Below are 24752 nucleotides of genomic sequence, written 5' to 3'. Positions count from 1 at the left end.
ATGGTGCTTGAAACCATCGCTGCCAACAACAAAGATCATCATGACCATTTCTCGCCAAGCGTTGTTCGGCAAGCTTGGGATCCAGCTTTACCGAGGTATCGAGTCGGCGACGAATTTCTGCAAGCTGCGCGGGAATCCGTTCGTCGAACTCGTCCACTGGCTGCACCAGTTATTGCAACAGCCGGACGGCGATCTTCAGCGGATCGTGCGTCACGCCGCGATCGATCGCGATGTGCTCGAGCGCGATTTCGCGCGGGCGCTGGCCGGCCTGCCGGCCGGCGCAAGTTCGATCAGCGACTTTTCGTGGCATATCGAATCGGCGATCGAGCGGGCCTGGGTGCTCGCAACGCTCGAATACGGCGACCGCCGCGTGCGCGGTGCGTGGCTGATCGCAGCACTCGTGTCCACGCCCGAATTGCGACGCATCATGCTCGCGATTTCTCCGGCGTTCGGCAAAATCCCGGTCGATGATTTCGGCGACGTGCTGCCAGCGTGGATAGCCGGCTCGCCGGAAGCGGACGACGGCCCGTATGACCATAGCGAATATCTGCCTGCCACGCCCGGTGACGCATCGGGCGCGATGCAGGGCACGCCGAAGGGCAACACACTCGACCAGTACTGCGCGGATTTGACGGCACGTGCTCGCGCCGGCGAGATCGACCCGGTCATCGGTCGCGAACTCGAGATTCGCACGATGATCGACGTGTTGCTGCGCCGTAGACAAAACAATCCGCTGGTCACCGGTGAAGCTGGAGTCGGCAAGACGGCCGTGGTGGAGGGGCTTGCTCGTGCGATCGCATCGGGCAACGTGCCGCCGAAGCTCGCGGATGTGCGCGTGCTAAGCCTCGATATCGGGGCATTGCTGGCGGGCGCCAGCATGAAGGGCGAATTCGAGGCGCGCCTGAAGGCCTTACTCGAAGCGGCGGCGAAGTCGCCTGCGCCGGTGATCCTGTTCATCGACGAAATCCACACGCTGATCGGTGCGGGCGGCCAGGCCGGTACCGGCGACGCCGCAAACCTCCTGAAGCCGGCGCTCGCGCGCGGCACGCTCCGCACGATTGGCGCGACCACCTGGGCCGAGTACAAGCGGCATATCGAGAAAGATCCTGCGTTGACGCGACGCTTCCAGGTCCTTCAAGTCGCGGAGCCGTCCGAGGCTGCTGCCATCGATATGGTGCGGGGGCTCGTGCAAACGTTTTCGACGCATCACGGTGTCGTGGTGCGCGACGAGGCGATTCGCGGTGCAGTGACGTTGTCTCATCGGTACATCCCGTCGCGCCAGTTGCCGGACAAGGCGATCAGCTTGCTCGATACCGCTTGCGCACGCGTGGCGCTGTCTCAGCATGCCGCGCCGCGAGAACTCGACGACGTGCGTCAACGGCTTGCGGCCGCGCGAGCGGAAGAGGCCTTGCTCGCACAGGAGGCCCGTATCGGACTGGGCGTGGATACGGCGCTGGACAGTGTGCACGAACGCATCGCCGCGCTTGCGGCGGACGAAGCCGCCGTCGAGGTTCGCTGGCGTGAACAGGCAGCGGCCGCGCAGGCGTTACTTGCCGCACGTGAAACCATGAGTGGCGATATGGAGCAAGCGCCGGTGTCGATTGATCGGCTCCGCGAACTCGAACAGGCGCTGCTGGCGCTGCAAGGCGATGCGCCGCTCGTGTTTCCGGAGGTCGATGCGGCGATCGTCGCGGAAATCGTATGCGACTGGACCGGCATTCCTGCCGGTCGCATGGTCACGGACGAAGTCGACGCGGTGCGTCGGTTGTCGGCAACTCTGGCGGCGCGTGTGGTCGGCCAGAACGATGCGCTGCGCTTGATCGGCGAACGCGTGCAGACCGCACGGGCAGGCCTGACCGATCCGAAAAAGCCGCTTGGCGTGTTCCTGCTCGCGGGCCCGTCGGGCGTCGGCAAGACCGAAACGGCGCTGGCGCTGGCCGAGGCGCTGTACGGGGGCGAACAAAACCTGATCACGATCAACATGAGCGAGTATCAGGAAGCGCACACCGTGTCGGGGCTGAAAGGGGCGCCGCCGGGCTACGTCGGATATGGCGAAGGTGGCGTGCTGACCGAAGCGGTGCGCCGCCGCCCGTATTCGGTCGTGCTGCTCGACGAGGTCGAAAAGGCCCATGGCGACGTCCACGAAATGTTCTTCCAGGTGTTCGACAAAGGCTACATGGAAGACGGCGACGGCCGCCATATCGATTTCCGCAACACGACGATCCTATTGACGAGCAATGTCGGTGCGGAGCTGAGCGCGAGCCTGTGTGCCGACCCCGCGCTCGCGCCGGACCTCGACGGCTTGCGGGAGGCGCTCGCCCCCGAGCTGCTGAAAACTTTCCCGGCGGCCTTCGTCGGCCGCGTGACGGTGGTGCCGTACCGGCCGCTGGCGGACGACGCGCTTGCTCGCATCATTCGCCTGCATCTGGGGCGTGTCGTGCAGCGCATGGTCGACGCTCACGATATCGCACTCACGTTCGACGATGCGGTGGTTCACTACATCGTCGGTCGCTGTCTCGTTCAGGAAACCGGTGCACGTGTCCTTATCGGTTTTATCGAACAACACATCCTGCCGCGCCTGTCGGCGCTCTGGCTTGATGCCTTCGCGTCGAAAGGCGCGCTCGCACACATCGCAATCGGTGTTGCCGATTCGACCGCCGATCCCGCGCAGGCGTTGACCTTCGATATAACGCATTCTCGCCTGGACGAGTCGCTTGGCTAAGCGCCGTCCACTTCCCACTGTTCAGGAGACCTGTCCATGTCCGCTTCCAGCAGTTCACAGAAATTCATCGCGCGCAATCGTGCGCCGCGTGTCCAGATCGAGTACGACGTCGAGGTTTACGGCTCGGAGAAGAAGGTCGAGCTGCCTTTCGTCATGGGCGTGCTGGCCGACCTGTCGGGCAAGCACCCGATCGAGCCCCTTCCGGCGGTGTCCGATCGGCGATTCCTCGAAATCGACATCGACAATTTCGACGAGCGGATGAAGGCCATTCGGCCGCGCGTCGCGTTTGCCGTGCCGAATACGCTGACGGGCGAAGGCCAGATGATGGTCGACATGACCTTCGAGAGCATGGAGGACTTTTCCCCGGCTGCCATCGCACGCAAGGTCGAACCGCTCCGCCAGTTGCTGGAAGCCCGCACGCAGCTGGCGAACCTGCAAACCTACATGGACGGCAAGTCGGGCGCCGAAGCGCTCGTGACGCAGTTGCTGCAGGACCCGGCGCTGCTGAAATCGCTGGCCGCTGCGCCGAAGCCCGAGCAACATGAAGCGGGTGCCCTCGACCAGAACGAAGCCAACTGACCGACGAACCGATCGAGGATGACCACCATGGCGAAGCAACACGCACAGGCCGCGCAAGTACAGACGGCCACTGAATCCGACTTCACGCAACTGCTGGAAAAGGAATTCCGTCCGAAGACCGACCAAGCGCGCGAGGCCGTTGAATCTGCGGTCCAGACACTCGCCGAGCAGGCGCTTGCACAGACCGCGACCATCAGCGACGACGCGTACAAGAGCATCGCCGCCATCATTGCGCAGATCGACCACAAGCTTTCCGAGCAGATCAACCTGATCCTGCACCACGACGATTACCAGGCGCTGGAATCGGCGTGGCGCGGCTTGAACCATCTCGTGTCGAATACGGAAACCGACGAGCATCTGAAGATCCGTGTCCTGGACGTTTCGAAGACCGAGCTGCACCGCACGATGCGCCGCTACAAGGGGCTGGCATGGGATCAAAGCCCGCTCTTCAAGCAGGTCTATGAACAGGAGTACGGTCAGCTCGGCGGCGAGCCGTACGGCTGCATGGTGGCCGACTACTATTTCGACCATACGCCGCCCGACGTCGATCTGCTGGGTTCGATTGCGAAGGTCGCCGCGGCATCTCACACGCCGTTCATCACCGGGGCCGGCCCGTCGGTGCTCCAGATGGAGTCGTGGCAGGAGCTTGCGAATCCGCGCGATTTGACGAAGATTTTTACGCAAAATCTCGAATACGCGGCATGGAATTCGCTGCGCAATACCGAAGATGCCCGTTATGTCGGCCTGACGATGCCGCGCTTCCTCGCACGGCTGCCGTATGGCGCGAAGACCAATCCGGTCGACGAATTCGATTTTGAAGAGGACACCAACGGCTCGGATCACAGCCGCTACGGCTGGGCGAACGCGGCATACGCAATGGGCGTCAACATCAACCGCTCGTTCAAGCAGTACGGCTGGTGCTCGCTGATCCGCGGCGTCGAGTCGGGCGGCACGGTCGAGAGCTTGCCCTGCCATACGTTCCCGACCGACGACGGCGGCGTCGACATGAAATGCCCGACCGAGATCGCGATCTCTGATCGCCGCGAGGCAGAACTGTCGAAGAACGGTTTCATTCCGCTCGTGCATCGCAAGAATACCGATCACGCGACCTTCATCGGCGCGCAGTCGTTGCAGAAGCCGGCCGAATACCACGATCCGGACGCGACCGCCAACGCGAACCTGTCGGCCCGCCTGCCGTATCTGTTTGCCTGCTCGCGCTTCGCGCACTACCTGAAGTGCATCGTGCGCGACAAGATCGGCGCGTTCAAGGAGCGCGAGGACATGCAGCGCTGGCTGAACGAATGGGTCATGCACTACGTCGACGCGGATCCCGCCAACTCGTCGCAGGACACCAAGGCGCGCAGGCCGCTCGCCGCGGCTGAAGTGCTCGTCGAAGACGTCGAGGGCAACCCCGGCTATTACCAGGCGAAATTCTTCCTGCGTCCGCACTTCCAGCTCGAAGGTCTCACGGTCTCGCTGCGGCTCGTGACGAAGCTTCCGTCGATCAAGGAAGCTGCGTAACCGGAAGGTAACCGATCTTATCGGGCCGGGCATTCAAGCGTTTCATCTTGTGGTGAACGGCCTGTTTCTACTCACATAAGTAAAGGAGTACTACTCATGGCGCAGGACATTTTTCTGAAGATCGACGGTATCAACGGCGAATCGCTCGATGACAAGCACAAGGACGAGATCGAAGTCCTGAACTGGGATTGGGAAATTACCCAGGAATCGTCGATGCATGCCGGTAGCGGTGGCGGCGCCGGCAAGGCGACGGTCAAGGACCTCACGTTCGAACACAACATCGATCGCGCGAGTCCGAACCTGATGAAGTATGCGCTGACCGGCAAGCACATTGACCAGGCGACGCTCGTGATGCGCAAGGCCGGCGGCAACCCGCTCGAGTACCTGAAGGTCACGATGAGCGACGTGATCGTCACGCGCGTGAAGCCGTCCGGCAGCAAGAGCGACGCCGAAAAGAGCCGCGAGACGGTGGCGTTGTCGTTCGCGAAGGTGAAGCAGGAGTACGTCGTTCAGAACGCGCAAGGCGGCAGCGGCGGCGCGGTGACGGCCAGCTTCGACATCAAGGGCAACAAGGAAGCGTAAGCCGGCGAGGCGTTGCGCGTGCGCAAGGGTGTCTCGGCGCACGCGCAGTGCCTTTCTGCAGCATTCCAAGGTGAGATCTGCATGCGTTCGAGTTTGATTGCCGCCACGCTTGCCGGCGCTGTGGTTCTTGCGGCCTGTGCGAGCGGCGAACCGAAGCCCAAGGAGCCGGTTCGGCTTGACTTGACTGTCAGCGCCCGACCGGACGTCAACCCTGACGACCGCGGCCGGGCCGCGCCGATCGTCGTTCGCATTTATGAGTTGAAGAACGACAACGCCTTCAGCACGGCGGACTTTTTCACGCTGCAGACCCAGGAAAAGACGGTATTGGGCGATGACGTCGTGAAGCGTGACGAACTGCAGTTGCGTCCCGGCGATCGCAAGATCTTCGTTCGGCGACCGGACCCAGCGACGACCGCCATCGGTGTGATTGCAGCCTATCGCGATTTGCCGAACGCGGTATGGCGCTCTGTTTATACGATGCCGACGGCACCCGACAAGGCGTGGTATCGCCTGTTCACGCCGAAGCTGAAACTGACTGTCGATCTCGAGGCGAAGGCCGTCAAGGTCGAGGAAGCGAAGAAATGAAACACGACGCGCAACAAACCGGACGGTATGTATGAGCTGGTATGCAAAGGTCGCCTGGCAGGAAGGGCTGTTTTTTCGGCCACAACTGTTCCAGCAGCAGGATCGCTACTTCGAGAAGTACGCGCATATGCGTGCGGCTCCGCTGTCGCCGTTCTTTTTCGGCTTCGCGAGCTATGCGCTCGACCTGGAGTCGCTGGCGCTCGGGAAGGTGATCGTCAAATCGGCTGCCGGCGTGTTCGCCGACGGCACGCCGTTCGATGCACCGGGCAATACGCCTCTGCCGCCACCGCTGACGATCCGGCCCGAGCACCTCGATCAGGTGATCTATCTCGCGGTGCCGGTCCGGCTGCCGAACTGCGAAGAAACGACGTTCGAGAACAGCATGGATTCCATGGCGCGCTACCTGGTGTTCGATACGGAACTGCGCGATACGAATTCGATCGGCCTTGCCCCCGAGTCTGTGCAACTGTCGAATTTGCGCTTGCGCCTGATGCCGGAAAAGGAGTTGGGCGATGCGTGGATCGGCCTCGCACTCACGCGTGTCAAGACGATCCGTGCGGACGGCAGTATCGAGCTCGACGATACGCTGGTGCCGCCTGTGTCGGGTTACGGTGCGAGCGACCTGCTCGCAAGCTGGGTGACAAAAATTCACGATCTTGCGCACCTGCGTGCGAATGCGCTCGCAGCACGGCTCGCCGGCACCGACGAGACGACGGCAAGCGCGGCGACGGTTACGGACTACCTGCTGCTGCAGATTTTGAACCGCTACGAACCGTTGCTGCAGCACATGCTGCGGGTGCCGGCTGTGTCGCCGGCCGACGTCTATGCGTTGCTGATCGGCATGGCCGGCGAACTGTCGACGCATCTGCGCACGGATACGCGTCGGCCGCTCGACACGCATCCGCCGTATCAGCACACGACGCCGCATCTGTGTCTGAAGCCGGTTGTCGACGATACGCATCGGTTGCTGAACGCCGTGCTGGTGCGCAGTGCGCAGAGCATCGCGTTCGAGGACCGTGGACACGGGATGCGCAACGCGGTGGTCGATCCGGTCGATATGCAGGGCTTTACCGCACTGGTGCTGGCCGTTCATGCGGCGATGCCGCCGGACGTACTGAAGCAGCAGTTTCTGGCGCAGGCGAAGGCGGGGCCGTCCGAGAAGCTGCCGAGCCTGGTGCGCAGCCACCTGCCGGGCATCGGCTTGCAGGCGCTGCCGGTGCCGCCGCGGCAGATTCCGTTCAATGCGGGATACATCTATTACGAGTTGACGCAAGGCGGGCCGCTTTGGGAGGAAGTCGTGCGGCATGGTGGTATCGCGTTGCACGTGGCCGGCGAGTTTCCGTCGCTCAAACTTGAGCTTTGGGGCGTGCGCACGTAAGCGTGATGTGTTCGAAGCGATGGGGTGGCTATCGGCAGTCGATGGCTCGATCGATTCAAGGAGATGTCGGAATGGCTTTGTTTGACGCACCACGGACGCTGTCGATTTCCGGCGCGGCCCTGCCGATGTACGGTGATCGTCCGATCCTCACGCCGGTGAAGCTTACGGGCGGCGAAACGCTCGGCGAGCTGTTCGAGTACACGCTCGAATTGAAAACCCCGGACGAACTTGGGTTCTCGCAGAGCATTGCCGCGAACATCGATCTCGACAAGCTGATCGGCACCGAGCTGACCGTCTCGATTCAGCTCGAAGGCGTCGGGCATTTCATTCGTGGCCTCGCCGGCAACGCTGGAATGGCGAACATCGGCGCAGGCACGCGCGAGATCACCGGCATTGTCACTCACGCATCCATCCTGCGAGAAGATGGTCGATCGATCGTGTACGCGGTCACGCTTCGACCGTGGCTCTGGCTGGCGACGAAGAACTGCGATTGCCGCATCTTCCAAGACATGTCCGTGATCGAGATCACCGATGCGGTGCTCTCGGCCTACCTGTTCCCTGTCGACAAGCGACTGACGCCGCCGCGTCCGAACAAGACCTGGCCCAAGCGGGACATCCAGCGTCAGCACCACGAAAGCGACTGGACGTTCCTGCAGCGCTTGTGGGAGGAGTGGGGCATCTTCTACTTCTTCGAGCACGACGACGGGAAGCACCGTCTCGTACTGTGCGATGCGATAGCCGCGCTCAAGCCGCATGGCGATGCCTATTCGACGATCCGCTACGAGGCTCCCGATAGCCGGCGTATTGACGAGGAGCATATTCATGCGCTGTCGGTCTCGAATGCGTTGACGGCCGGTGCGGTGACCAGTGTCGATTACGACTACACTCGGCCGCGCGCTGACCTGACGGTCGGACGAGAAGATCCGCGCAATACGGGGCTCGCGAATCAGGAACATTACACGTGGGGCGATTATGCGCAGCCGCGGGCCGGTACGGGCGGCTTGTCAGGCGCGCCCAACGAACCGCGGACCGAAGCGGAATACCTAACGCTAGTGCAGATGGAGGCGTGGCGTTGTCAGGGGCTCAGGGCCTCCGGCCAGGGCAACCTGCGCGGGCTGGTTACTGGCCAGACCTTTGTGCTTTCGCACTACCCGCAGAGCGCCGCGAACTGCGAGTACGCGGTTATCGCCGCGAGGCTGACGATCGAAGAGGTCGGCGAGGCATCGGGGTCCGGTCAGCGATACCACTGCGAAGCGGACTTCGTGTTGCAGCCGACCCACGAGCCGTTCCGGTTGCTGCGCACGATCGCGAAGCCGCGTATTACCGGCGTTGAATATGCCGTTGTGACGTGTCCGGAGAACCAGGAAATCTGGACGGATGCGTACGGTCGAGTGAAGTTGCAGTTTCTGTGGGATCGGCTCGGTAACAACGACGAACGTTCGAGTTGTTGGGTGCGCGTTGCTGGTGCCTGGCATGGCGATCAGTTCGGCGGGATATTTCTGCCGCGCCGGGGCCATGAGGTTGAGGTTGCATTCGCGAATGGCGATCCGGACTTGCCGATCATCGTCGGCAGTGCGGTGAATGCGTTCAACAAGCCGCCGTTTGCTTTGCCGGAGAATCAGACGCTTGCTGGTTTTCGCAGCAAGGAAGTTGGCGCTCGGCGAGCGAATACGCTGGCTTTCGACGATACGAACGGAAAGATTCAGGCACATCTCTCGAGCGATGAAGGCAGTTCGCAGCTGAATTTGGGTTACATCACGCGTATCGCGGGTAACACTGGTCGGCAGGACGAGCGCGGCCGGGGTGCCGAGCTTCGGACGGACGGCAAGGCGGCCGTGCGAGGCGCTCAGGGATTGCTGCTCACGACCTTTAGTAGACCAGCTGCAAACGGTGATGCATTTAGTGTCGACGAGATCGAGGCGCAACTTGCCGAATCTCTGGAACTAGCCGAAAACCTGGCGCAGGCAGCGCATCTCGCGAACGCACACGATGGCGAGCAATCCGCCGTTGCGGCTTCGCTTAAGACGCAGGCTGATGCCGTTCGGGGAGGTGGCAAGCTCGAACAATTCAAGGATCCGCAGCTTGTACTCGCTAGTCCCGTGGGTATCGTCGGCAGCACTCCCGAGCAACTTCATCTCAGTAGCGGTCGTGCCACTGCGGTGACCGCTGGCACCGATGTGTCGATCAGCACGGGTGGCGGGCTGTTCGCAAGCGCGAGAAAGGCACTTCGGCTTTTTGTCTATCAGGCCGGCATGCGGTTGGTGGCCGCCGCCGGCGACATTGACCTCAAGGCGTTGAAGGACAGTATCAACGTGCTGGCCAAGCTCAACGTGACCGTAGTGGCTGACAGGATTCGCATCCATGCTCAGAAGGAAGTGGAAATCAGCGGTGGAGGCAGCTATACGCGCTGGAATGCCGGCGAGATCCGGAGCGGCACGGGAGGCAAGTTCGAAGTCCATGCTGCCGGCCGTATTTTCACTGGTCCCGACAACAAGAGCACTCCGCTTGCGGTCGACGCGCCGGAATTGCCGGAAAACCTGCATTTTGCGTTAGGTGCGCTGCCGGGAGAGGCGAACCGGTACGTGGACGAACCGTACGAATTGTTCGAGGGAAACACGAAGATCGGAGAAGGGGTGACGGACGAGTTCGGTCGCGTGATTGTCCGAGACCATCAGCCAGGAACGAAGGCATATCGAGTAGAGCTCAGCAACGGTGGTCAATTCAATCTTAAGGTGCGCGACGCGCTCAATCACGATCCCGAGCATGCCGATCTGCGCTCGAATCGCGGCGAGCGTATGTAACTCGTGCTCTAAACGCAACGGAGAGAGAACATGACTCACGACATCAAGACACACAATCCTGTTGATATCGCGATCGATGAAGCCGGGCGCAGAGCGCAGGGCACCGTGCAATGGCTGCTGGAGAAGCGCGAGAAGAATCCAATCACCTATGGCAATGCGTTGCAGTTCTTTATCTGCGGACAGGAAGGCTTCAAGGAAATCGAGAAGGATATTCGCAACGCCAAATCTACCGTGGACATTGTCTGCTGGGGCTTCGATCCTGGAATGGAGCTTGTCCGTACCCGAAAGCATTGGAAGCGCGGCCAAACATACGGCGAGTTGCTGGATGAAATTACCACGCGAGCCAGGAACCCGGTGCGTGTGCGACTGCTGATTTGGTATGACCTTCTTGCGTCGACCAAACAGAACAATATGCCGGGGTACACCGACGCCAAACATGGCCCGCTTGGCTCGCCATACGGCAACCATGCCCGTCACGACTATTGCGTGAAGTGGTGGCAGAACAATCTGCCTTCGTCGCAAAGTGCCAAAGGAAGAAACCCGAAGCTGCAGATTGTTTTGCGAAGCATCACCAGATCCGATGTCAAGGCTTTGATCGATACGGTGCCGAAGGAAAAGGATGAACCTGCGTACGAATGGTATAACCCGGTTGACGAAGCGGGTCTGCTTTGGAACTTCCCGACGCACCATCAAAAGCCGATACTGATCGATTATGCGTACGATGGGGGGCGCCATGCCATTGGCTATGTCATGGGGCTGAATTCGGTGACTGACTATTGGGATAGCGAAAAACATGATATCGACGATTCCATCCGGGAGACGTGGTCTTCAGGGAAAGTTGCTGGGGAGCTGAGTCAAGCAGAAGCTACACAAAATCCAAAAAATGGGATTGGCGGAGGGCAATATAAGCACGCGAAACCACTACAAGATTACGCTTGCCGAGTGGTGGGGCCCGCGCTCAAGCGTCTGCACCATAATTTTGAGCAAGGTTGGAATTTGTTTGCGCCGTCTGCCCTGAAGACAAAGGAGCTGGCGGAGTCGCCACCCCGGATTCCCACGTTGCCGAAAAATTCGAGACACGCCGTGCAGATTGTGCGCACGCAGCCGCACGAACGGGAGAAGAGCATCAAGGAAGTGTACTTCCAGGCGACTAGCTACGCGCGCAATTACATCTATATTGAAAATCAGTACTTCTACTATCCTGAATTTGCGCGCCATCTGAAGGAGCAGCGGGGGAAATTCTGCGATGCGTGGGATCGACTCTCCAAGAAACCGATTTCAGAAGTTCCCAAGCTTCATTTGTTCATTGTCATTCCGCATCCCGAAGATGATGGAATGGTGCCGCGCACCTTTGACACATTGACGGAATTTGGTCGCAGCGAAACGATGCCGAATCAGGTTGATTTGGTGGATTCAGGAAAGATGAGTCAGAACTATAAGAACTCGAAGGATGCCAAGTACGCTATCAACTTGAAGGATGAACATGGTCGTCCAATGACGGTCATGGGCAGGCACAAGGTGCTCGACCGTCCAAGCGTGGAGGAATTGGAGAGCACGCTGGGCCTGAAGGTGAGTGTAGCGCGATTACGCACGAGCGGGATGGTGAGGGGCAAGACGGCGTACCGGGAGATTTACATCCACTCCAAGCTGATGTTGATAGACGATGTGTTTGTCACGTTAGGTAGTGCGAATTTGAATCAGCGGAGTATGTCGGTGAATAGCGAGATCAACATTGCGGCAACGGGAGAGGAGTGGGCGGCGAAGCTGCGTGAGCGGGTGTTCATGTTGCACTCCGGAGGGGGGATCAATGGGACGGGTGAGCGTTCCCTGGTTCCCGGTGTGTACAAAGCATGGGGCGACCTAATGAAGCAAAACGCCTTGGCGAGAAAGGATCGCATGGATATGCAAGGATTTTTGCTCGAATTCGAAGACTATCGAGCGACAACAACTATGCACGCTCAGGTCACGATTCCACCCTCTGATGGAACCGTGACCGTGTGAGTGGAGGTGATGATGATTTTTTCGAATGCCCTTGTGCACTTCATTTTCATTGCTTTGTTCCTGCATGCTTGCGACGTACAGGCGAGCCCTCTGACTAACTTGACCAACACATTAACCGCAGCCATGTCTGATCAACCGCGCTACGAGAGATTGCCCTTGTTCAATCCACACCGGAAGGAATTCAAGTGCGTGTATCAGGACGAACACGTCCCGCTGATTGATCCGCAGGCGGAACAGTGGTTCCAGCAAGCGTTGGCACTGGACGATCAGGATGTGTATTACAAGCGGCGCGATTACGTGAAGATTTACCGGCTGTACGAACAGGCGGCGGGGCGTAATCACTGGAGGGCGATGCTCAATCTCTCGTCCTTGATTCTGAGCACTTATCCGGGCGTGCCGGAGCGAAATCCCGAAGTGGCGATCCGTTGGGTGGAAAAGGCGATGACGCTGGGCGTGCCGGATGCCTATGACCGAATGGGGGTGTACCACCAGAGAGGGTTGGTCAGAGGGGGCAGTGCGACAAGCGCGTACGCTTTCTTCCAGCGCGCGGCGGACATGGGAAGCCCGTCAGCCATGACGTTTCTTGGTGACAAACTTGGCGGCACCTATGATTCCCCAGACGGCGACTTTTGGGGAAATCGACCAATTGCTATGCAGATGTTGCAATGTGCGATTGCGCAAGGGTATGGCGATGCTGCGTATGAGTTGGGTTTTTTGCAGTCAAGTGGATATTCATCTGAAGCCAAGGCGATTGCACTTGAAACATTTCATAATGGCGTAAAACTCGGTAGCGCGAAGTGTTCAAATAAGCTGTCAGTCGAATTCAATGGTACTTATCTAAAAAATGGTAAAAGTCTTGCTCCCCGTGTCGACAAGGACCGCGCCGAACGTTATAGCAAGATTGGCGACGCCTTGGAGCACTACCAAGGCCGTCTGAAACTACCCAACCTCGATAAGGTTCTACCGCTACCACCTGCGTCTCTGCCGAAATGGGACGGTGATGTGAAAACATTGATCGACGCGGCCAAGGCTGTGACGCCGCCGGTCAAAAAGGGCTCCATATCCACCCGTGAGGGACGAGAGCGTATGCCCGAAGGGGAGGGCGTGTTGTCACTTCAGCGGAGCCCATATGCTGTAAGTGGTGACAAGGTTGTGCCGGAGACCGGCTATTGGCTCGCCCTTTACGGCCTATCGACCATGCGCAAGGATCAACTGCGATATGCCCGCAATGGCAACCCCGAACGCTATCGGGCAGGTGAGCGGTTTGAGCCGCCGCACATGAGCTGGCTGGAAGCTGAACAGGTGCAGTGGCATTACTTGGGCGAACCACGGCCAGTGCCGCCGACCCGATCGGTTTTTCTCGCGCAACTGCGCGATGCCGGATTTCTACGCCAGCTCGCGCCGCACCCTGAGCAACTTTCGTGTCGCGGGGTGGAGCGGTGTCCGAGAACGGGTATCTGGGAGGCTCGAGTTGGCGTGGATCACCCGTTTGCCGTTCTATACAATCGCTGGGACCAGCAAGCGTTTGTACTGAAAGGGGAGTCGTTTCCTACGCCTGCGGATCGCCATCTGGATATCGAATCGAAGCACGTACAGTGGACCTTCTTGGGCGGAGCCAATACGAAAACGGAAGATGGCTTCGAGAGGATCTCGCTGTGAGCAAATCCGTAACGACTGCGGTGGGTCGAAACGTGCGCGTCGCTGCTGCAGGGTTGTGTCTGCTCGCGAGCAGTGTGCAGGCGGGAGCATTGACCGTCTTGACCGATAAGTTGACCACTGCCGTGTCTGATCTACCCCGCTACGAGAAACTACCGCTGTTTAATCCACACCGTAAAGATTTCAAGTGCGTGTATCAGGACCAACACGTGCCGCCTATCGATCCGCAGGCAGAGCAGTGGTTCCAGCAAGCGTTGGCACTGGACGATCCGGATGTGTATTACAAGCGCCGCGATTACGTGAAGATTTACCGGCTATACGAGCAAGCAGCGGAGCGTAATCACTGGAAGGCGATGCTGAACCTCTCGGCGTTGATTTTGAGCACATATCCGGGGGTGCCGGAGCACAATCCAGAAGTCGCGATCCGTTGGGTGGAAAAGGCGATGACGCTGGGCGTGCCGGATGCCTATGACCGCATGGGTACGTACCACCAGAGAGGTCTGGTTAGAGGTGGCAACGCGACGATTGCGTATGCATTCTTTCAACGTGCGGCAGATATGGGAAGTCCCGCAGCCATGACGTTTCTCGGCTACAAGATGGCTGGGACGTATGATGATCCGGATGGTGAGTTCTGGGGAAATGTGCCTATAGCGACGCAGATGCTCGAGTGTGCTCTGGCGCAAGGATATGGCGATGCAGCACACAAACTCAGCTACATCTATGCTCGACCGGAAACGCCGGAGGCGAAACGACGCGCACTAGAGACACTGCATGATGGTGTAAAACTAGGAAGTGCTAAATGTGCGAATGCGATCTTTGTCCAATTCGACGGATTCAATTTGACAGACGGCCGCAATCTTGTCGGCCATATTGACGCGGCGCGTGCTGATCGCTATAGCAAGATTGGCGATGCCTTGGAGCACTATCAGGGACGTCTCAAGCTTCCGAATTTAGACAAGGTTTTGCCATTGCTACCGAGTCCCTTGCCGAAATGGGACGGCAACGTCAAAACATTGATCGATGCAGCCAAGGCGGTGACGCCCGCCGAATGAACGGCCGAGTTTTCACTTTAGATCGAATCAACCGAAAAATATGACCAGACAGATCATTGTGGTCGGTGACACGCTCGTGCCATACGGTGGCGAGGTATTGACCGGTAGTGACGCCGATATCGTTGAAGGAAAGGCTATTGCGCGTAGATTCGATATCGTTCGCTGCGCAGAGCACGGTATGAATCGAATCGAGGAAGGCGATGCAACTTTCATGATCGACGGTCAGCCGGCGGCCCTTGAAAGACACCGCGCCACTTGCGGATGCACATTAATCAGCCGACGCGCGACAGTATCGGTTTCGTAAGCGTGTCGGATTTAATTTTGCGTCGACGCTAGAGCCTGAGAGTTTTTCTTATAAGAGCCGGTTTCTCGAAAGAGCATTGATTTCGAGATGACGTCGGACGGAACGAATTCTGTAATCCTAAAAAGATCATCGATTCACGTGTGCCTATGAACAATCAATCAAGTGGGACGCCATCTGCCGCTGCCGATCATGCGACCTCGTCCGAGAACGGACGTGAATCTGCCGACGCGAAGACGATCCCGTTTCGGGAGCGGCTTTCGGCGGTCCAGCGTGCGCGCAATCCATTGCTCGAAGCGGCGGCCCCGCTGCTTCGTGCCCAAGCTGATATGCCCCAACATCTTGAAGCAGAGCAGATACTTGCGCTGCGTATGCTCCTCGAGCAGGAGGTGAGGGTATTCGACAAGCTTTGCGAACAAACCAACATTCGCCGCGATCACATGATCGGCGCTCGGTATTGCCTTTGCACGGCGTTGGACGAAGCTGCAACGCAAACCGCGTGGGGAAAAAAGGACTCGTCGGCGATTGGGTGGATCAAGGACGGCCTTGCTATGACCTTTCACGGAGACCTCGAGGGCGGTGACAAAGTCTATCTCCTGATCGGCCGTCTGCTCGAGGACCCGCATGAGCATCGCAATCTGCTCCAGGTAATCTACCGTGTCCTCAGTCTCGGCTTCGAGGGCCGCTACCGGGAAGGCGCCGATAGCAAACGCAAGCACGACGCGATCCGCCAGCGAATCTACAACGTCATCACATCGCAACGCGAACCGGTGCCGATGGCCTTGTCACCCAACTGGCAATCGACGGCAAAAGGCAAGCGCCTGTCCTTCTACGAGTTCCCTGTGTGGATCACCGTCACCGTCCTGTCCGTGATCCTTCTCGGCCTGTTCGGCTGGTTCAAATACGAGTTGATGAACCGTGCCGCCGAGGTCCAGAAGCAGATCGCCGCGATCGCCGCGATGACACCGCCCCCAGCCCCCCCGCAACTGCACCTCAAGCAATTGCTCAAGGATGAAATCGCCGCCGGTACCGTCAGCGTCGACGAAGACGCCCGCCGCAGCGCCGTGACGTTCCGCGGCGACGCGATGTTCAAGCCGGGCGGCGCGTCGGTCCAGCCGTCGATGAACCCGCTGATTTCAAAGATCGCCGCCGAAATCTCCAAGGTGCCCGGCAAGGTAGCCGTTCTTGGTTACACGGACAGCGTACCGATTCGCAGCCGTCATTTCGCGTCGAATCAGGTGCTGTCGGAAGAGCGGGCCATTCAGGTCATGCAGATGCTGCAAGCCGCGGGCGTGCCGGCGAATCGTCTCGAAGCTGCAGGCAAGGGCGATGCCGATCCTGTCGGCGACAACCGCACCGTGCAGGGACGCGCGCAGAACCGGCGTGTCGAGATCGTCGTCGCGCGATAAGCGAGATCCGTTTCCGGAATAACACATGAAGAAGTTCCAGTTCCTGTCGTTTCTGGCCTCGCGCCAGTTCCTCGCGTTCCTCGCACTGATTGTCGTCGCACTGGTGATCTGGTTCGTGGGGCCGTTTTTCGCGTTCGGCGGCCTGAAGCCGCTCGCCGCGGCCGGCATGCGCGTGCTGTTGATCGCATTGCTGCTCGCCGGGGTGCTGCTCTGGCTCGTGGGTCAGTCGACGATCATCGTGTTCGTCGCACTGCTTTGCTTGTTGATCTGGTACGCGGGCCCGCTGCTTTCGTTTGGTCATATGGCTCCGCTCGAGCCGGTGTCGACCCGACTCACGGCAATCGCGGTGGTAGTGGGCGTTCTCTTGATCTTCGGGATGTATCGCGTCTGGCAGAGGATGCGCGCAGACGATGCGTTCCTGAAGAAAATGCTGCGCAAAGGCGACAAGAAGGACGAGTCGCCCGCCGCATCGCGTCTTCGAGAAATTGAACCGATCCTGACTAGCGCGCTCGCACGTCTCAAAGCCATGCGCACGGGGGCACGCGGTCTGGGTCGGCTGTTCCAGGGCAAGCGCTATTTGTACGAGTTGCCCTGGTACATCACGCTCGGCTCGCGAGGGTCGGGCAAGACCAGCGTGCTGATGAACGGCGGACTGGCGTTTCCCGTTGCCGAGCAGATGCAGCGCGCGGCGGGGAAGCCTGTCGCCGACGCTGCCTCGGTGGACTGGTGGTTGACCAATGATGCGGTTCTCATCGACACGGCAGGCTACTACACGCGTCATGGCACGTCGCCGACCGCTGACGTTGATGAACCGACACCGGCAACCAATACTGTCGGCGTGGATACTCGCGACTCAAAGCCGGATGAGAAACGTGCCGAAGACGATCCGAAACAGGATACGTCGACGCAATCGAAGGTGGTCACGGCCTCGAAATCGAGTGCCGATTCGGCTCCGAGTCGTTCGGCCCAGCGCCATGGTCGTCAGGATATCGACCGCGCGGAATGGCTCGGATTTCTCGGCATGCTGCGCCGGAACCGGCCTCGTGCGCCAATCAATGGTGCGTTGCTGACGATCGATCTTGCGACGCTGGCCAGCGCCGATGAACAAGCTCGTATCGCCGAAGCAGCTGCATTGCGTGCGCGGCTCGCCGAGCTACGCCAGGAGCTCGGCATCCGCTTCCCCGTCTACGTGATGGTTACGAAGGTAGACGGCCTGACGGGCTTCTCGGAGTATTTCGGCACGCTCACATCGGAGGGGCGGGCACAGACATGGGGCTTCACGCTTCCGTACGGCAAGGAAACGGTTGCGAAGGAGGGGCTGCGTGCGCATTGCCACCATGAGCTTACCCGGCTGTCCGAACGCTTGAGCGAATCGATCGATACACATCTGCAGGATGAGTACGATTTGCTGAAGCGGCGAAAACTTGCCGCGCTCCCGGAGGAGTTTTCTGCACTGCTCGGGCCGTTGACGGACCTGATCGACCGGGTCTTTCTCGATTCGCGCTACGACGATACCCAACTCCATGCGACGTTGCGTGGCGTGTATTTCACAAGCGCGCGGCAGTGGGGCGGCGAGGTCGTTGCGGAGCGCCATACGCTCGTTCAACGCCTGCTGTCGGGTCAGGACCACGCTGCCGTTTCACCGCAGCGTGCCGAAGGGAACCGGAGCTTCTTTCTGCACGATCTCCTGACGCGTGTCGTGTTCCCGGAGGCGCATCTCGTAAGCCCCAACCTGCGTTGGGAATTCCGCTATCGGCTGTTGCGCCTGATCGGCCACACCTTGACCCTGCTGTTGTTCGTGTGGCTGATGATCGGCTTGCGTGTGAGCTTCGGCCACAACAGCGACTATCTCGACGCGATGGGGCGCAAGGCACAGGCGTTGACAGCCAGGGTAACGCAACTCTACAAGACGCCGAAACTGGAGGCCGTGCCGGATACGCTGACCGAAGCGCGCTATCTGCCGACCTTTCCGCATCTGGATATCTCCGACCCCGGCAGCGAGTGGCGCTATGCGCTGTACGTGCCGTCGAGCATCGCGACGGAGAGCGGGCGCACGTACGATGCGCTTGAGGACAATCTGTTGTTGCCGCAAATCGTGGGCCGGATGGAGGACGTGATGTCCGGCGCGATCGCCGGTAACGATTCGAAGGCCGCCTACGATGCGCTGCGCGTCTACCTGATGCTCTACGACGCCGCGAAGTTCAATGCCGGTGACGTCAAGACGTGGGTGCTCGACGATTGGGCAAAAAATGACAGTGCCGCGGTCTTCGGTGGCCGCGCATCAATGGTCGACCATGTCCAGCAGCTCTTTTCCGGCGATCGCGTGGTGAAGTCGCCGCGCATTCGCAATGACGCGCTGATCCAGCGCACCCGGGCGTTTCTCGACGGCAGCAACGCGACGGGGCGCTTGTACGAGCGCGCCAAGGCGGCGATGCAGAAGGAGGCGCCGGACGAGTTCACGCTGCTGCGCGCGGTGGGCCCGCAGGCCGGCACGGTGTTCACGCGGGCGAGCGACGCGCCGTTGTCGCGCGGCGTGTCGGGACTCTTCACCTTCGATGGTTACCGGAATCTGTTCGACAAGCGGCTGCCTGAATTCGTGCAGATTGCTCGCGATGACGATGCGTGGGTGATGGGGCGCTCATACCTAGCGGGGACCGCCGATTCGGCTCAAAAAAAAACGGCTGAAATCGTGACCCATGCGACGGGGATGGACGACGCGCTGACGGATGCGGTCCGCCGCGAATATCTGACGGAGTACGCGCAGCAATGGGATGCGTTTCTCAACGACATCCGGACAGTGAGCGGCACGAGCCTCGCGTTCAATCTCCAGGTGCTGCGCCGTTTCGCGGCTCCCGACTCGCCACTCGTGCGGCTGGCCCGTGCGGCGGTGCATGAAACGACGCTCACGGCGCCGGTGAGCGGATCGGGCGGCACGTTTCTCCAGAAAGCTGCCGACCAGATCAACCAGAAGGCCGACAAGGCGCTCGGCATTCGCGCGTCGGAGCGCGTCGAACGGGACATCGTCGACGCCCATTTCGCCGCGCTGCGCGAAGTCGTGACCGGCAACGCCGATTCAGAGGGCGCTTCCCAGGCGGCATCTCACGGCGGCGGCGCGACGGGCCTCGACGGCGTGACCAACCTGTTGAACGACTACTACACGGCGCTCACGGTCTCCGATAATGCATTGTCGAACAACAGCATGCCGCCGGCCAGCGACGCAGCGGCGAAGCTCAAGATGGCTGCCAACACGATGCCCGCGCCTTTCCGAGCCGTGCTGCTGCAGCTTGCCGCGGATAGCTCGCGCGAAGTCAACCAGGGTATCGGGCAATTGTTGTCTCGCCAGATGCAGGCGACGGTCGGCGACACGTGCCGCCTGACGATCGACGGCAACTACCCGTTCTCGCCCGACAGCAAGCGCGATGTGGGCATCGATGATTTCACCCGCGTGTTCGCGCAAGGCGGCGTGATTGACGATTTCTTCGTGAAGACGCTGTCGCCCTTCGTCGACACATCGGCGAAGCCATGGCGGTACCGCACACTGCCCGGCGCGACGGAACCCGTGCAAGGGCCGGATCTCGAACCGTTCGAGCATGCGAAGGCGATTCGCGACGTCTTTTTCAACGATCCCGGTCACAAACAGCTCACATGGAAGGCCGATATCCGCATTCCCGAACTGGATCCGGCGATCATGGGCCTGTCGCTTGACGTCGACGGCCAGTCCTCGCTTTATCAGCATGGGCCGGTGGCGCCGTTCACGGTATCGTGGCCGGGCCCGCGTGGCGGCGTCCATGCGGAGATCACCGCGAACCCGCGCATTCGTCCTGAGACGTCGACGATCGCGGCCGACGGACCGTGGGCGCTGATGCGGCTCCTCCAGCGGGGACGGGTCGTCGAAACAGCGACGCCCGGCCGCACCCGTGTCGCGTTCGATTTCGACGGTCGCAAGGCAGCGCTCGATATTGCGAGTACCGGGAGTGTGGCGAATCCGCTGACGAGCGATGTGCTGAGGACGTTCCGCTGCCCGAGCTCGATGCCGCTGTTCAGTCTGTCGGACAGCGGCCCGCCGCCGGGATTGCCGCGCGGCATGTTGCCGGCAAGCCCGGTCAATACCGCTCAATGAATCGCGAGGAGTGTGCACGGTGACGATTTCGACGGCCGATCCGAGAGGTACTGCCGCGTTGCCGGCATCCCCGCCGCTCGCGGTGCGTCTCAGCGGCGCGGAGCAAGCGGTCAACCCGTTGCTCGAATCCGCGCGCATCTTGTTGCGAGCGCTGGCGGATACGCCCGATGGGCTGGAACCAGACGCCGTCGCGTACCGACGCCGGTGGCTGGAACAGGAGCTCAGGGTGTTCGCGCGTGTCTGCAACGAGCTGAAGTTGCGCTCCGATCACGTGGTTCGCGCGAGCTATTGCCTGTGCGCCGCGCTCGACGAAGCGGCGATGCAGATGCGCTGGGGCAACGGCGGGGCGACGGGAATCGACTGGCAGTCAAACAGCCTGGCAGCGGCGTTGGGTCACGATCGTCAGGGAAGCGATCGCGTGTTTCGACTGATCGACGACGCGCTGGGGAATCCTCGAGAACATCTCGATCTGATCGAGCTGTACCAGAACGTCCTCGATCTAGGTTTCAAGGGGCGATATCGCTTTGCAAACGATGGCTCGGCCCGGCTTCAGAATGTTCGCGAAGCCGTTCATCGGGTTGTCGTGACCGGTGGATTCGGAAGCGTGCGCGACAGTGCGCTGATCCGGCCGCCCCGGCAATCGATTGTCGACCCGTGGGTACGTCCCGCACCGGTGCGTCGAACCCGTTGGTGGATCGGCGCTAGTCTTGCCGTTGCGTTGTTTCTGGGAGCAGCGGGTTATGCGGTGATGGGCCACTGGATGCATGGCAAGCCGGCTACGATGACGTCCTCGCTTGATGTTCTGTCGGAACAGCTCGACTTGAGCATGCGTGACGAGGTGGCTGCCGGGAACATCGAGCTGCATAAGGATGTTGCGACGAACGCACTGATACTCCGGTTCAACGGCATGTACGCATCGGGTGACGTGACGGTCGCGCCTTGGTGGGCTTCCATGATCGCGACGGTGGGGCGGACCATTGTTGCATCTGTACCCGCCGCGCAGGTACAGGTCGTTGGTTACACCGATAACGTACCGGCTGGAGCCAGATCCCGGGACAACAATCAGGCGCTTTCCGAAGCCCGTGCTCGACAGGTCGCGCGAATTCTTGTGGCAGCGGGGGTGCCGATGCAAAACATATCCGCAACCGGACAGAGCGATGCCGATCCGCTCGCTGACAACGGCACGGCACCGGGCAGGTCACGAAATCGCCGCGTCGAAGTGACCGTAACGAACTGAACGGCGGGGTGGGACGCGCCGCGATTCGCTGATACAACGGACGTATCTGGTGCAGCAGGCATTGTGGGCCTGCTCAATCCCCCCCACGCCCCCGCACCCTGCTCAACACCACATACGCGACCGACCCGATCACGATCCCCCAGAACGCCGACCCGAGCCCGAGCCACGTCATCCCCGACGCGGTCGCAAGAAACGTGATCACCGACGCTTCGCGATGGTCCTCGTCTTCGAAGATCCCGTGCACGTTCGCGCCGATCGCGCCGATTAGCGCGAGCCCCGCGAGGATCGCGACGAACGCCTTCGGCAGCGCGAAGAACAGCGTGACGATCGTCCCCGCAAAGAGCCCTCCGATCAGGTAGATCACCCCGTTCGCGATGCCTGCGATATAGCGACGGTCCGGATCCTCATGCGAATCCTTGCCGGTACACAGCGCCGCGGTGATCGCCGCGACGACGATCGTGATCCCGCCGAAGCATGCGACGACGAGCGACATCACGCTGGTCGCCGTAATGATCGGCCGCGCGCTCGTGTGATAGCCGGACACGCGCAGGATCGTCATCCCCGGCAGGAACTGACCGGTGAGACTGACGACGACGAGCGGCAGCGCGAGGCTGAGCGTGGTGCCGAGCGTCCATTCGGGCGCGATGAAGATCGGCCGCGCGATGCTCGGTGACACGTTGCCGAGATGTGCCATGCCAAGCAGTGTCGCGAGCGCGGCGCCGGTCAGCAGCACGAGCACGATGCTGTAGCGCGGCAGCAGGCGCTTGAAGATCACGTACGCCGCGATCATCCCGAACCCGAGCACCGGCTGCGCGGTCGCGGCGGAGAACGCGTGCATGCCGAACGGCAGCAGGATGCCGGCCATCATCCCGCATGCGATGCCGCGCGGAATGTGGCGCACGAGCCGGTCGAAATACCCGGTGATGCCGATCACGAGGATGATCAGCGCGGCGGTGATGTACGCGCCGACGGCCTGGTTCAGCGTCAGTTGCGGAAAGAGGCCGACCAGCAGCGCGGTGCCGGGCGCCGACCACGCGGTCACGATCGGAACCTTCAGCTTCCAGCTCGCGAACAGCCCCGACACGCCCGCGCCGATCGAGATCGCCCAGACCCACGACGTCACCATCTCGTTGGATGCATGCGCGACCTGTGACGCCTGGAAAAAGATCGCGAGCGGGCCCGCATAGGAAATCAGCACCGCGAGAAAGCCCGCGGTGATCGCGGAGACGGACCAGTCGTTGCCGATCGAGCGGATCGCGTCGGGCGAGGTGTTCGGTTGCATCGTCGTTTGGGGAGTGCGGCGTGCGGCCGGAGGGCTGAGCCGGGGCGAATGATTGTTGGAAGCCCCGGACGAGCCGTCATTCTGGACATTGCCGATGGAATTGGCAATTCGCCGCTGGCGATCGGAGTTGTCGGCTTTTCGTAAGAAATACGTGCCGGCGCGGCCGGGCGGGGTTGCGGCGGAGTCGCGTGCCGTCGGGCGTTACGTACGTGTCACCGTCACGTACTGATCTGAAGATAACCGTCGACCGCGGCCACCTTCGCGCCGCTCCCCGTCGACAGGGATGCCGTGCCCTGGTCGAACGGATGCACGGGCGCATCGGTCGGCGTCCACGCGTGGCGTGCCAGCAGTTCGCGATAGCCACCGCGAATCACGAAACCGCCGCATTTTTCCGCATACGCATCGCGCCGCATCCGGTACGCGCGCGGCAGGTCGTACCACGGCAGCTTCGGCAGGTCGTGATGCACGAGGTGATAGTTGTTGTTCAGGTACAGCAGCCGCATCGCGAAGCCGGCCTCGTTGATCACGATGCGCGCCTTCGGATGCCGCGCGGCGCGATGCTCGAACAGTGACCGAATCATCGCGAGCGACAGCGCCGGCCACGTGATCGCCAGCAGGTAGTACCACCACGGCACGCCGATTCCCCACTGCAGCCACGCGAGCAGCGCCATCGCGCACGCGGCGTGCGTTGCCCACATCGGCAGATAGCGAAAGTCGCCGCGCCGGAACGCGACGAAGGCGTCGTGGATCATCGCGGCGATGCTGGTCGGCGGTCCGAATACCAGACGTCCGATGAAGGTTGTGCGCGCAACCGTCAGCACGCGGCGCCAGCGCGGCAGCCGCGCCCACTGCTCGCGCGACACGTAGTTCGATTCGGGGTCGACGCCCGGCACGGTCAGGTCCTCGTCGCGGTGATGGTCGAGGTGCGTGTCGCGATAGAGCGTGTACGGATACCAGATCGTCAGCGGCGGATAGCCGAGCAGCCGGTTCACAAATGGGGAGCGGGTCGGATGCCCGTGCAGCAGCTCATGCTGCAGCGACATGTGCCACGCGCCGAGCATGATCAGCGGCGGCGTCGCGGCCGCGAGCGACAGGCGCTCGGCACGCACGAGCAGCAGCACGGCGAGCCAGCCGCCGTAGATCGCGACAACCAGCAGCCAGGTTGGCCACTCGGTGCGGGCAGTGAAGCGCGCGCCGAGCGTGGCGATCGCGCGCGCGTGGTCGACGTCGAAGTATTCGGCCATGATGCTGGGGCGGGATGAAACCGGTGATACGGTCGATGCGGGTGATACGGACAGCGGACGATCGCGCCGTTGCGCGGCGTGATGCGATTGGCCGACAGGTGTCGCGGCTCGCTCGGAACGATCGCGACAATGGAACGCTAACCGGGCCGCGTCGCCAGTCAAACCAAGCAATTCGCATTTGCTTATCGCGGCGCGGCCGATAAGCATTGGCGCCAGCCGCCAGCCGCCAGCCGCCAGCCGGCAGCCGGCAGCCGGCAGCCCGCAACCGGCAACCGGCAACCG

16 protein-coding genes are annotated in these 24752 nt (G+C 61.1%); 14 read left to right on the top strand and 2 right to left on the bottom strand.

The features are described from left to right. Nucleotides 1-40 precede the first annotated feature (40 nt). The 14 genes from tssH (at nt 41) to icmH (ending at nt 21944) form a co-directional block, all read left to right on the top strand. Nucleotides 41-2722, top strand: a complete 2682-nt coding sequence (gene tssH / locus C7H84_RS32220) for a type VI secretion system ATPase TssH (RefSeq protein ID WP_121862596.1) — start codon at nt 41-43, stop codon at nt 2720-2722. A 36-nt stretch (nt 2723-2758) separates the two neighbouring features. Continuing rightward, entirely contained in the window at nt 2759-3301 is a 543-nt protein-coding gene (gene tssB / locus C7H84_RS32215; protein ID WP_121862595.1) for a type VI secretion system contractile sheath small subunit, read from the top strand. A 27-nt stretch (nt 3302-3328) separates the two neighbouring features. Beyond that, entirely contained in the window at nt 3329-4822 is a 1494-nt protein-coding gene (gene tssC, locus C7H84_RS32210) for a type VI secretion system contractile sheath large subunit (protein WP_121862594.1), read from the top strand. A 96-nt stretch (nt 4823-4918) separates the two neighbouring features. After that, on the top strand, nt 4919-5404 hold the full coding sequence (locus C7H84_RS32205; RefSeq protein ID WP_121862593.1) for an Hcp family type VI secretion system effector: 486 nt from the start codon (nt 4919-4921) through the stop codon (nt 5402-5404). An 81-nt stretch (nt 5405-5485) separates the two neighbouring features. Next, entirely contained in the window at nt 5486-5989 is a 504-nt protein-coding gene (gene tssJ, locus C7H84_RS32200) for a type VI secretion system lipoprotein TssJ (protein ID WP_121862747.1), read from the top strand. A 31-nt stretch (nt 5990-6020) separates the two neighbouring features. Then, the gene (gene tssK, locus C7H84_RS32195) at nt 6021-7367 is read left to right on the top strand and encodes a type VI secretion system baseplate subunit TssK (protein WP_121862592.1); all 1347 of its coding nucleotides are present in this window, start codon (nt 6021-6023) and stop codon (nt 7365-7367) included. Nucleotides 7368-7438: 71 nt separating this feature from the next. Beyond that, nucleotides 7439-10168 carry a type VI secretion system Vgr family protein gene (gene tssI / locus C7H84_RS32190; protein WP_121862591.1) on the top strand — a complete coding sequence of 910 codons (2730 nt, stop codon included), beginning with the start codon at nt 7439-7441 and terminating at the stop codon, nt 10166-10168. Nucleotides 10169-10198: 30 nt separating this feature from the next. After that, nucleotides 10199-12169, top strand: coding sequence for a phospholipase D-like domain-containing protein (locus C7H84_RS32185; protein ID WP_121862590.1), 1971 nt, complete (start codon nt 10199-10201; stop codon nt 12167-12169). A gap of 12 nt (nt 12170-12181) precedes the next feature. Continuing rightward, complete coding sequence (locus C7H84_RS32180; protein WP_240462156.1) at nt 12182-13828, top strand: DUF6396 domain-containing protein; 1647 nt, start codon at nt 12182-12184, stop codon at nt 13826-13828. Further along, nucleotides 13825-14877, top strand: coding sequence for a tetratricopeptide repeat protein (locus C7H84_RS32175; protein ID WP_240462155.1), 1053 nt, complete (start codon nt 13825-13827; stop codon nt 14875-14877). The genes C7H84_RS32180 and C7H84_RS32175 overlap by 4 nt, the downstream gene beginning before the upstream one ends. 40 nt (nt 14878-14917) lie before the next feature. Beyond that, nucleotides 14918-15181, top strand: a complete 264-nt coding sequence (locus C7H84_RS32170; protein ID WP_121862589.1) for a PAAR domain-containing protein — start codon at nt 14918-14920, stop codon at nt 15179-15181. Between the two features lie 146 nt (nt 15182-15327). After that, on the top strand, nt 15328-16587 hold the full coding sequence (gene tssL, locus C7H84_RS32165; RefSeq protein WP_121862588.1) for a type VI secretion system protein TssL, long form: 1260 nt from the start codon (nt 15328-15330) through the stop codon (nt 16585-16587). A 25-nt stretch (nt 16588-16612) separates the two neighbouring features. Further along, on the top strand, nt 16613-20707 hold the full coding sequence (gene tssM, locus C7H84_RS32160) for a type VI secretion system membrane subunit TssM (protein WP_121862587.1): 4095 nt from the start codon (nt 16613-16615) through the stop codon (nt 20705-20707). A gap of 19 nt (nt 20708-20726) precedes the next feature. Continuing rightward, on the top strand, nt 20727-21944 hold the full coding sequence (icmH, locus tag C7H84_RS32155) for a type IVB secretion system protein IcmH/DotU (protein WP_121862744.1): 1218 nt from the start codon (nt 20727-20729) through the stop codon (nt 21942-21944). A gap of 73 nt (nt 21945-22017) precedes the next feature. On the opposite strand, the gene C7H84_RS32150 is transcribed toward icmH, so the two are convergent. Beyond that, nucleotides 22018-23226: a benzoate/H(+) symporter BenE family transporter gene (locus C7H84_RS32150; RefSeq protein WP_121862586.1), complete on the bottom strand. Its 1209-nt coding sequence runs from the start codon at nt 23224-23226 to the stop codon at nt 22018-22020. A gap of 218 nt (nt 23227-23444) precedes the next feature. Next, nucleotides 23445-24470, bottom strand: coding sequence for a fatty acid desaturase (locus tag C7H84_RS32145; protein WP_121862585.1), 1026 nt, complete (start codon nt 24468-24470; stop codon nt 23445-23447). Nucleotides 24471-24752 lie beyond the last annotated feature (282 nt).

This window comes from Burkholderia sp. Nafp2/4-1b (assembly GCF_003635165.1).
Lineage (GTDB): Bacteria > Pseudomonadota > Gammaproteobacteria > Burkholderiales > Burkholderiaceae > Burkholderia.
This window is presented reverse-complemented; position numbering and strand designations above follow the sequence as displayed.

What these genes read in the sequence shown, in the direction of transcription:
- C7H84_RS32205 (WP_121862593.1), top strand. Translation starts at nt 4,919, where the DNA reads ATGGCGCAGGACATTTTTCTGAAGATCGACGGTATCAACGGCGAATCG.
- tssM (WP_121862587.1), top strand. Translation starts at nt 16,613, where the DNA reads ATGAAGAAGTTCCAGTTCCTGTCGTTTCTGGCCTCGCGCCAGTTCCTC.
- tssL (WP_121862588.1), top strand. Translation starts at nt 15,328, where the DNA reads ATGAACAATCAATCAAGTGGGACGCCATCTGCCGCTGCCGATCATGCG.
- tssK (WP_121862592.1), top strand. Translation starts at nt 6,021, where the DNA reads ATGAGCTGGTATGCAAAGGTCGCCTGGCAGGAAGGGCTGTTTTTTCGG.
- tssJ (WP_121862747.1), top strand. Translation starts at nt 5,486, where the DNA reads ATGCGTTCGAGTTTGATTGCCGCCACGCTTGCCGGCGCTGTGGTTCTT.
- C7H84_RS32170 (WP_121862589.1), top strand. Translation starts at nt 14,918, where the DNA reads ATGACCAGACAGATCATTGTGGTCGGTGACACGCTCGTGCCATACGGT.
- tssH (WP_121862596.1), top strand. Translation starts at nt 41, where the DNA reads ATGACCATTTCTCGCCAAGCGTTGTTCGGCAAGCTTGGGATCCAGCTT.
- tssB (WP_121862595.1), top strand. Translation starts at nt 2,759, where the DNA reads ATGTCCGCTTCCAGCAGTTCACAGAAATTCATCGCGCGCAATCGTGCG.
- tssI (WP_121862591.1), top strand. Translation starts at nt 7,439, where the DNA reads ATGGCTTTGTTTGACGCACCACGGACGCTGTCGATTTCCGGCGCGGCC.
- tssC (WP_121862594.1), top strand. Translation starts at nt 3,329, where the DNA reads ATGGCGAAGCAACACGCACAGGCCGCGCAAGTACAGACGGCCACTGAA.
- C7H84_RS32150 (WP_121862586.1), bottom strand. Translation starts at nt 23,226, where the DNA reads ATGCAACCGAACACCTCGCCCGACGCGATCCGCTCGATCGGCAACGAC.
- C7H84_RS32185 (WP_121862590.1), top strand. Translation starts at nt 10,199, where the DNA reads ATGACTCACGACATCAAGACACACAATCCTGTTGATATCGCGATCGAT.
- C7H84_RS32180 (WP_240462156.1), top strand. Translation starts at nt 12,182, where the DNA reads ATGATTTTTTCGAATGCCCTTGTGCACTTCATTTTCATTGCTTTGTTC.
- C7H84_RS32145 (WP_121862585.1), bottom strand. Translation starts at nt 24,470, where the DNA reads ATGGCCGAATACTTCGACGTCGACCACGCGCGCGCGATCGCCACGCTC.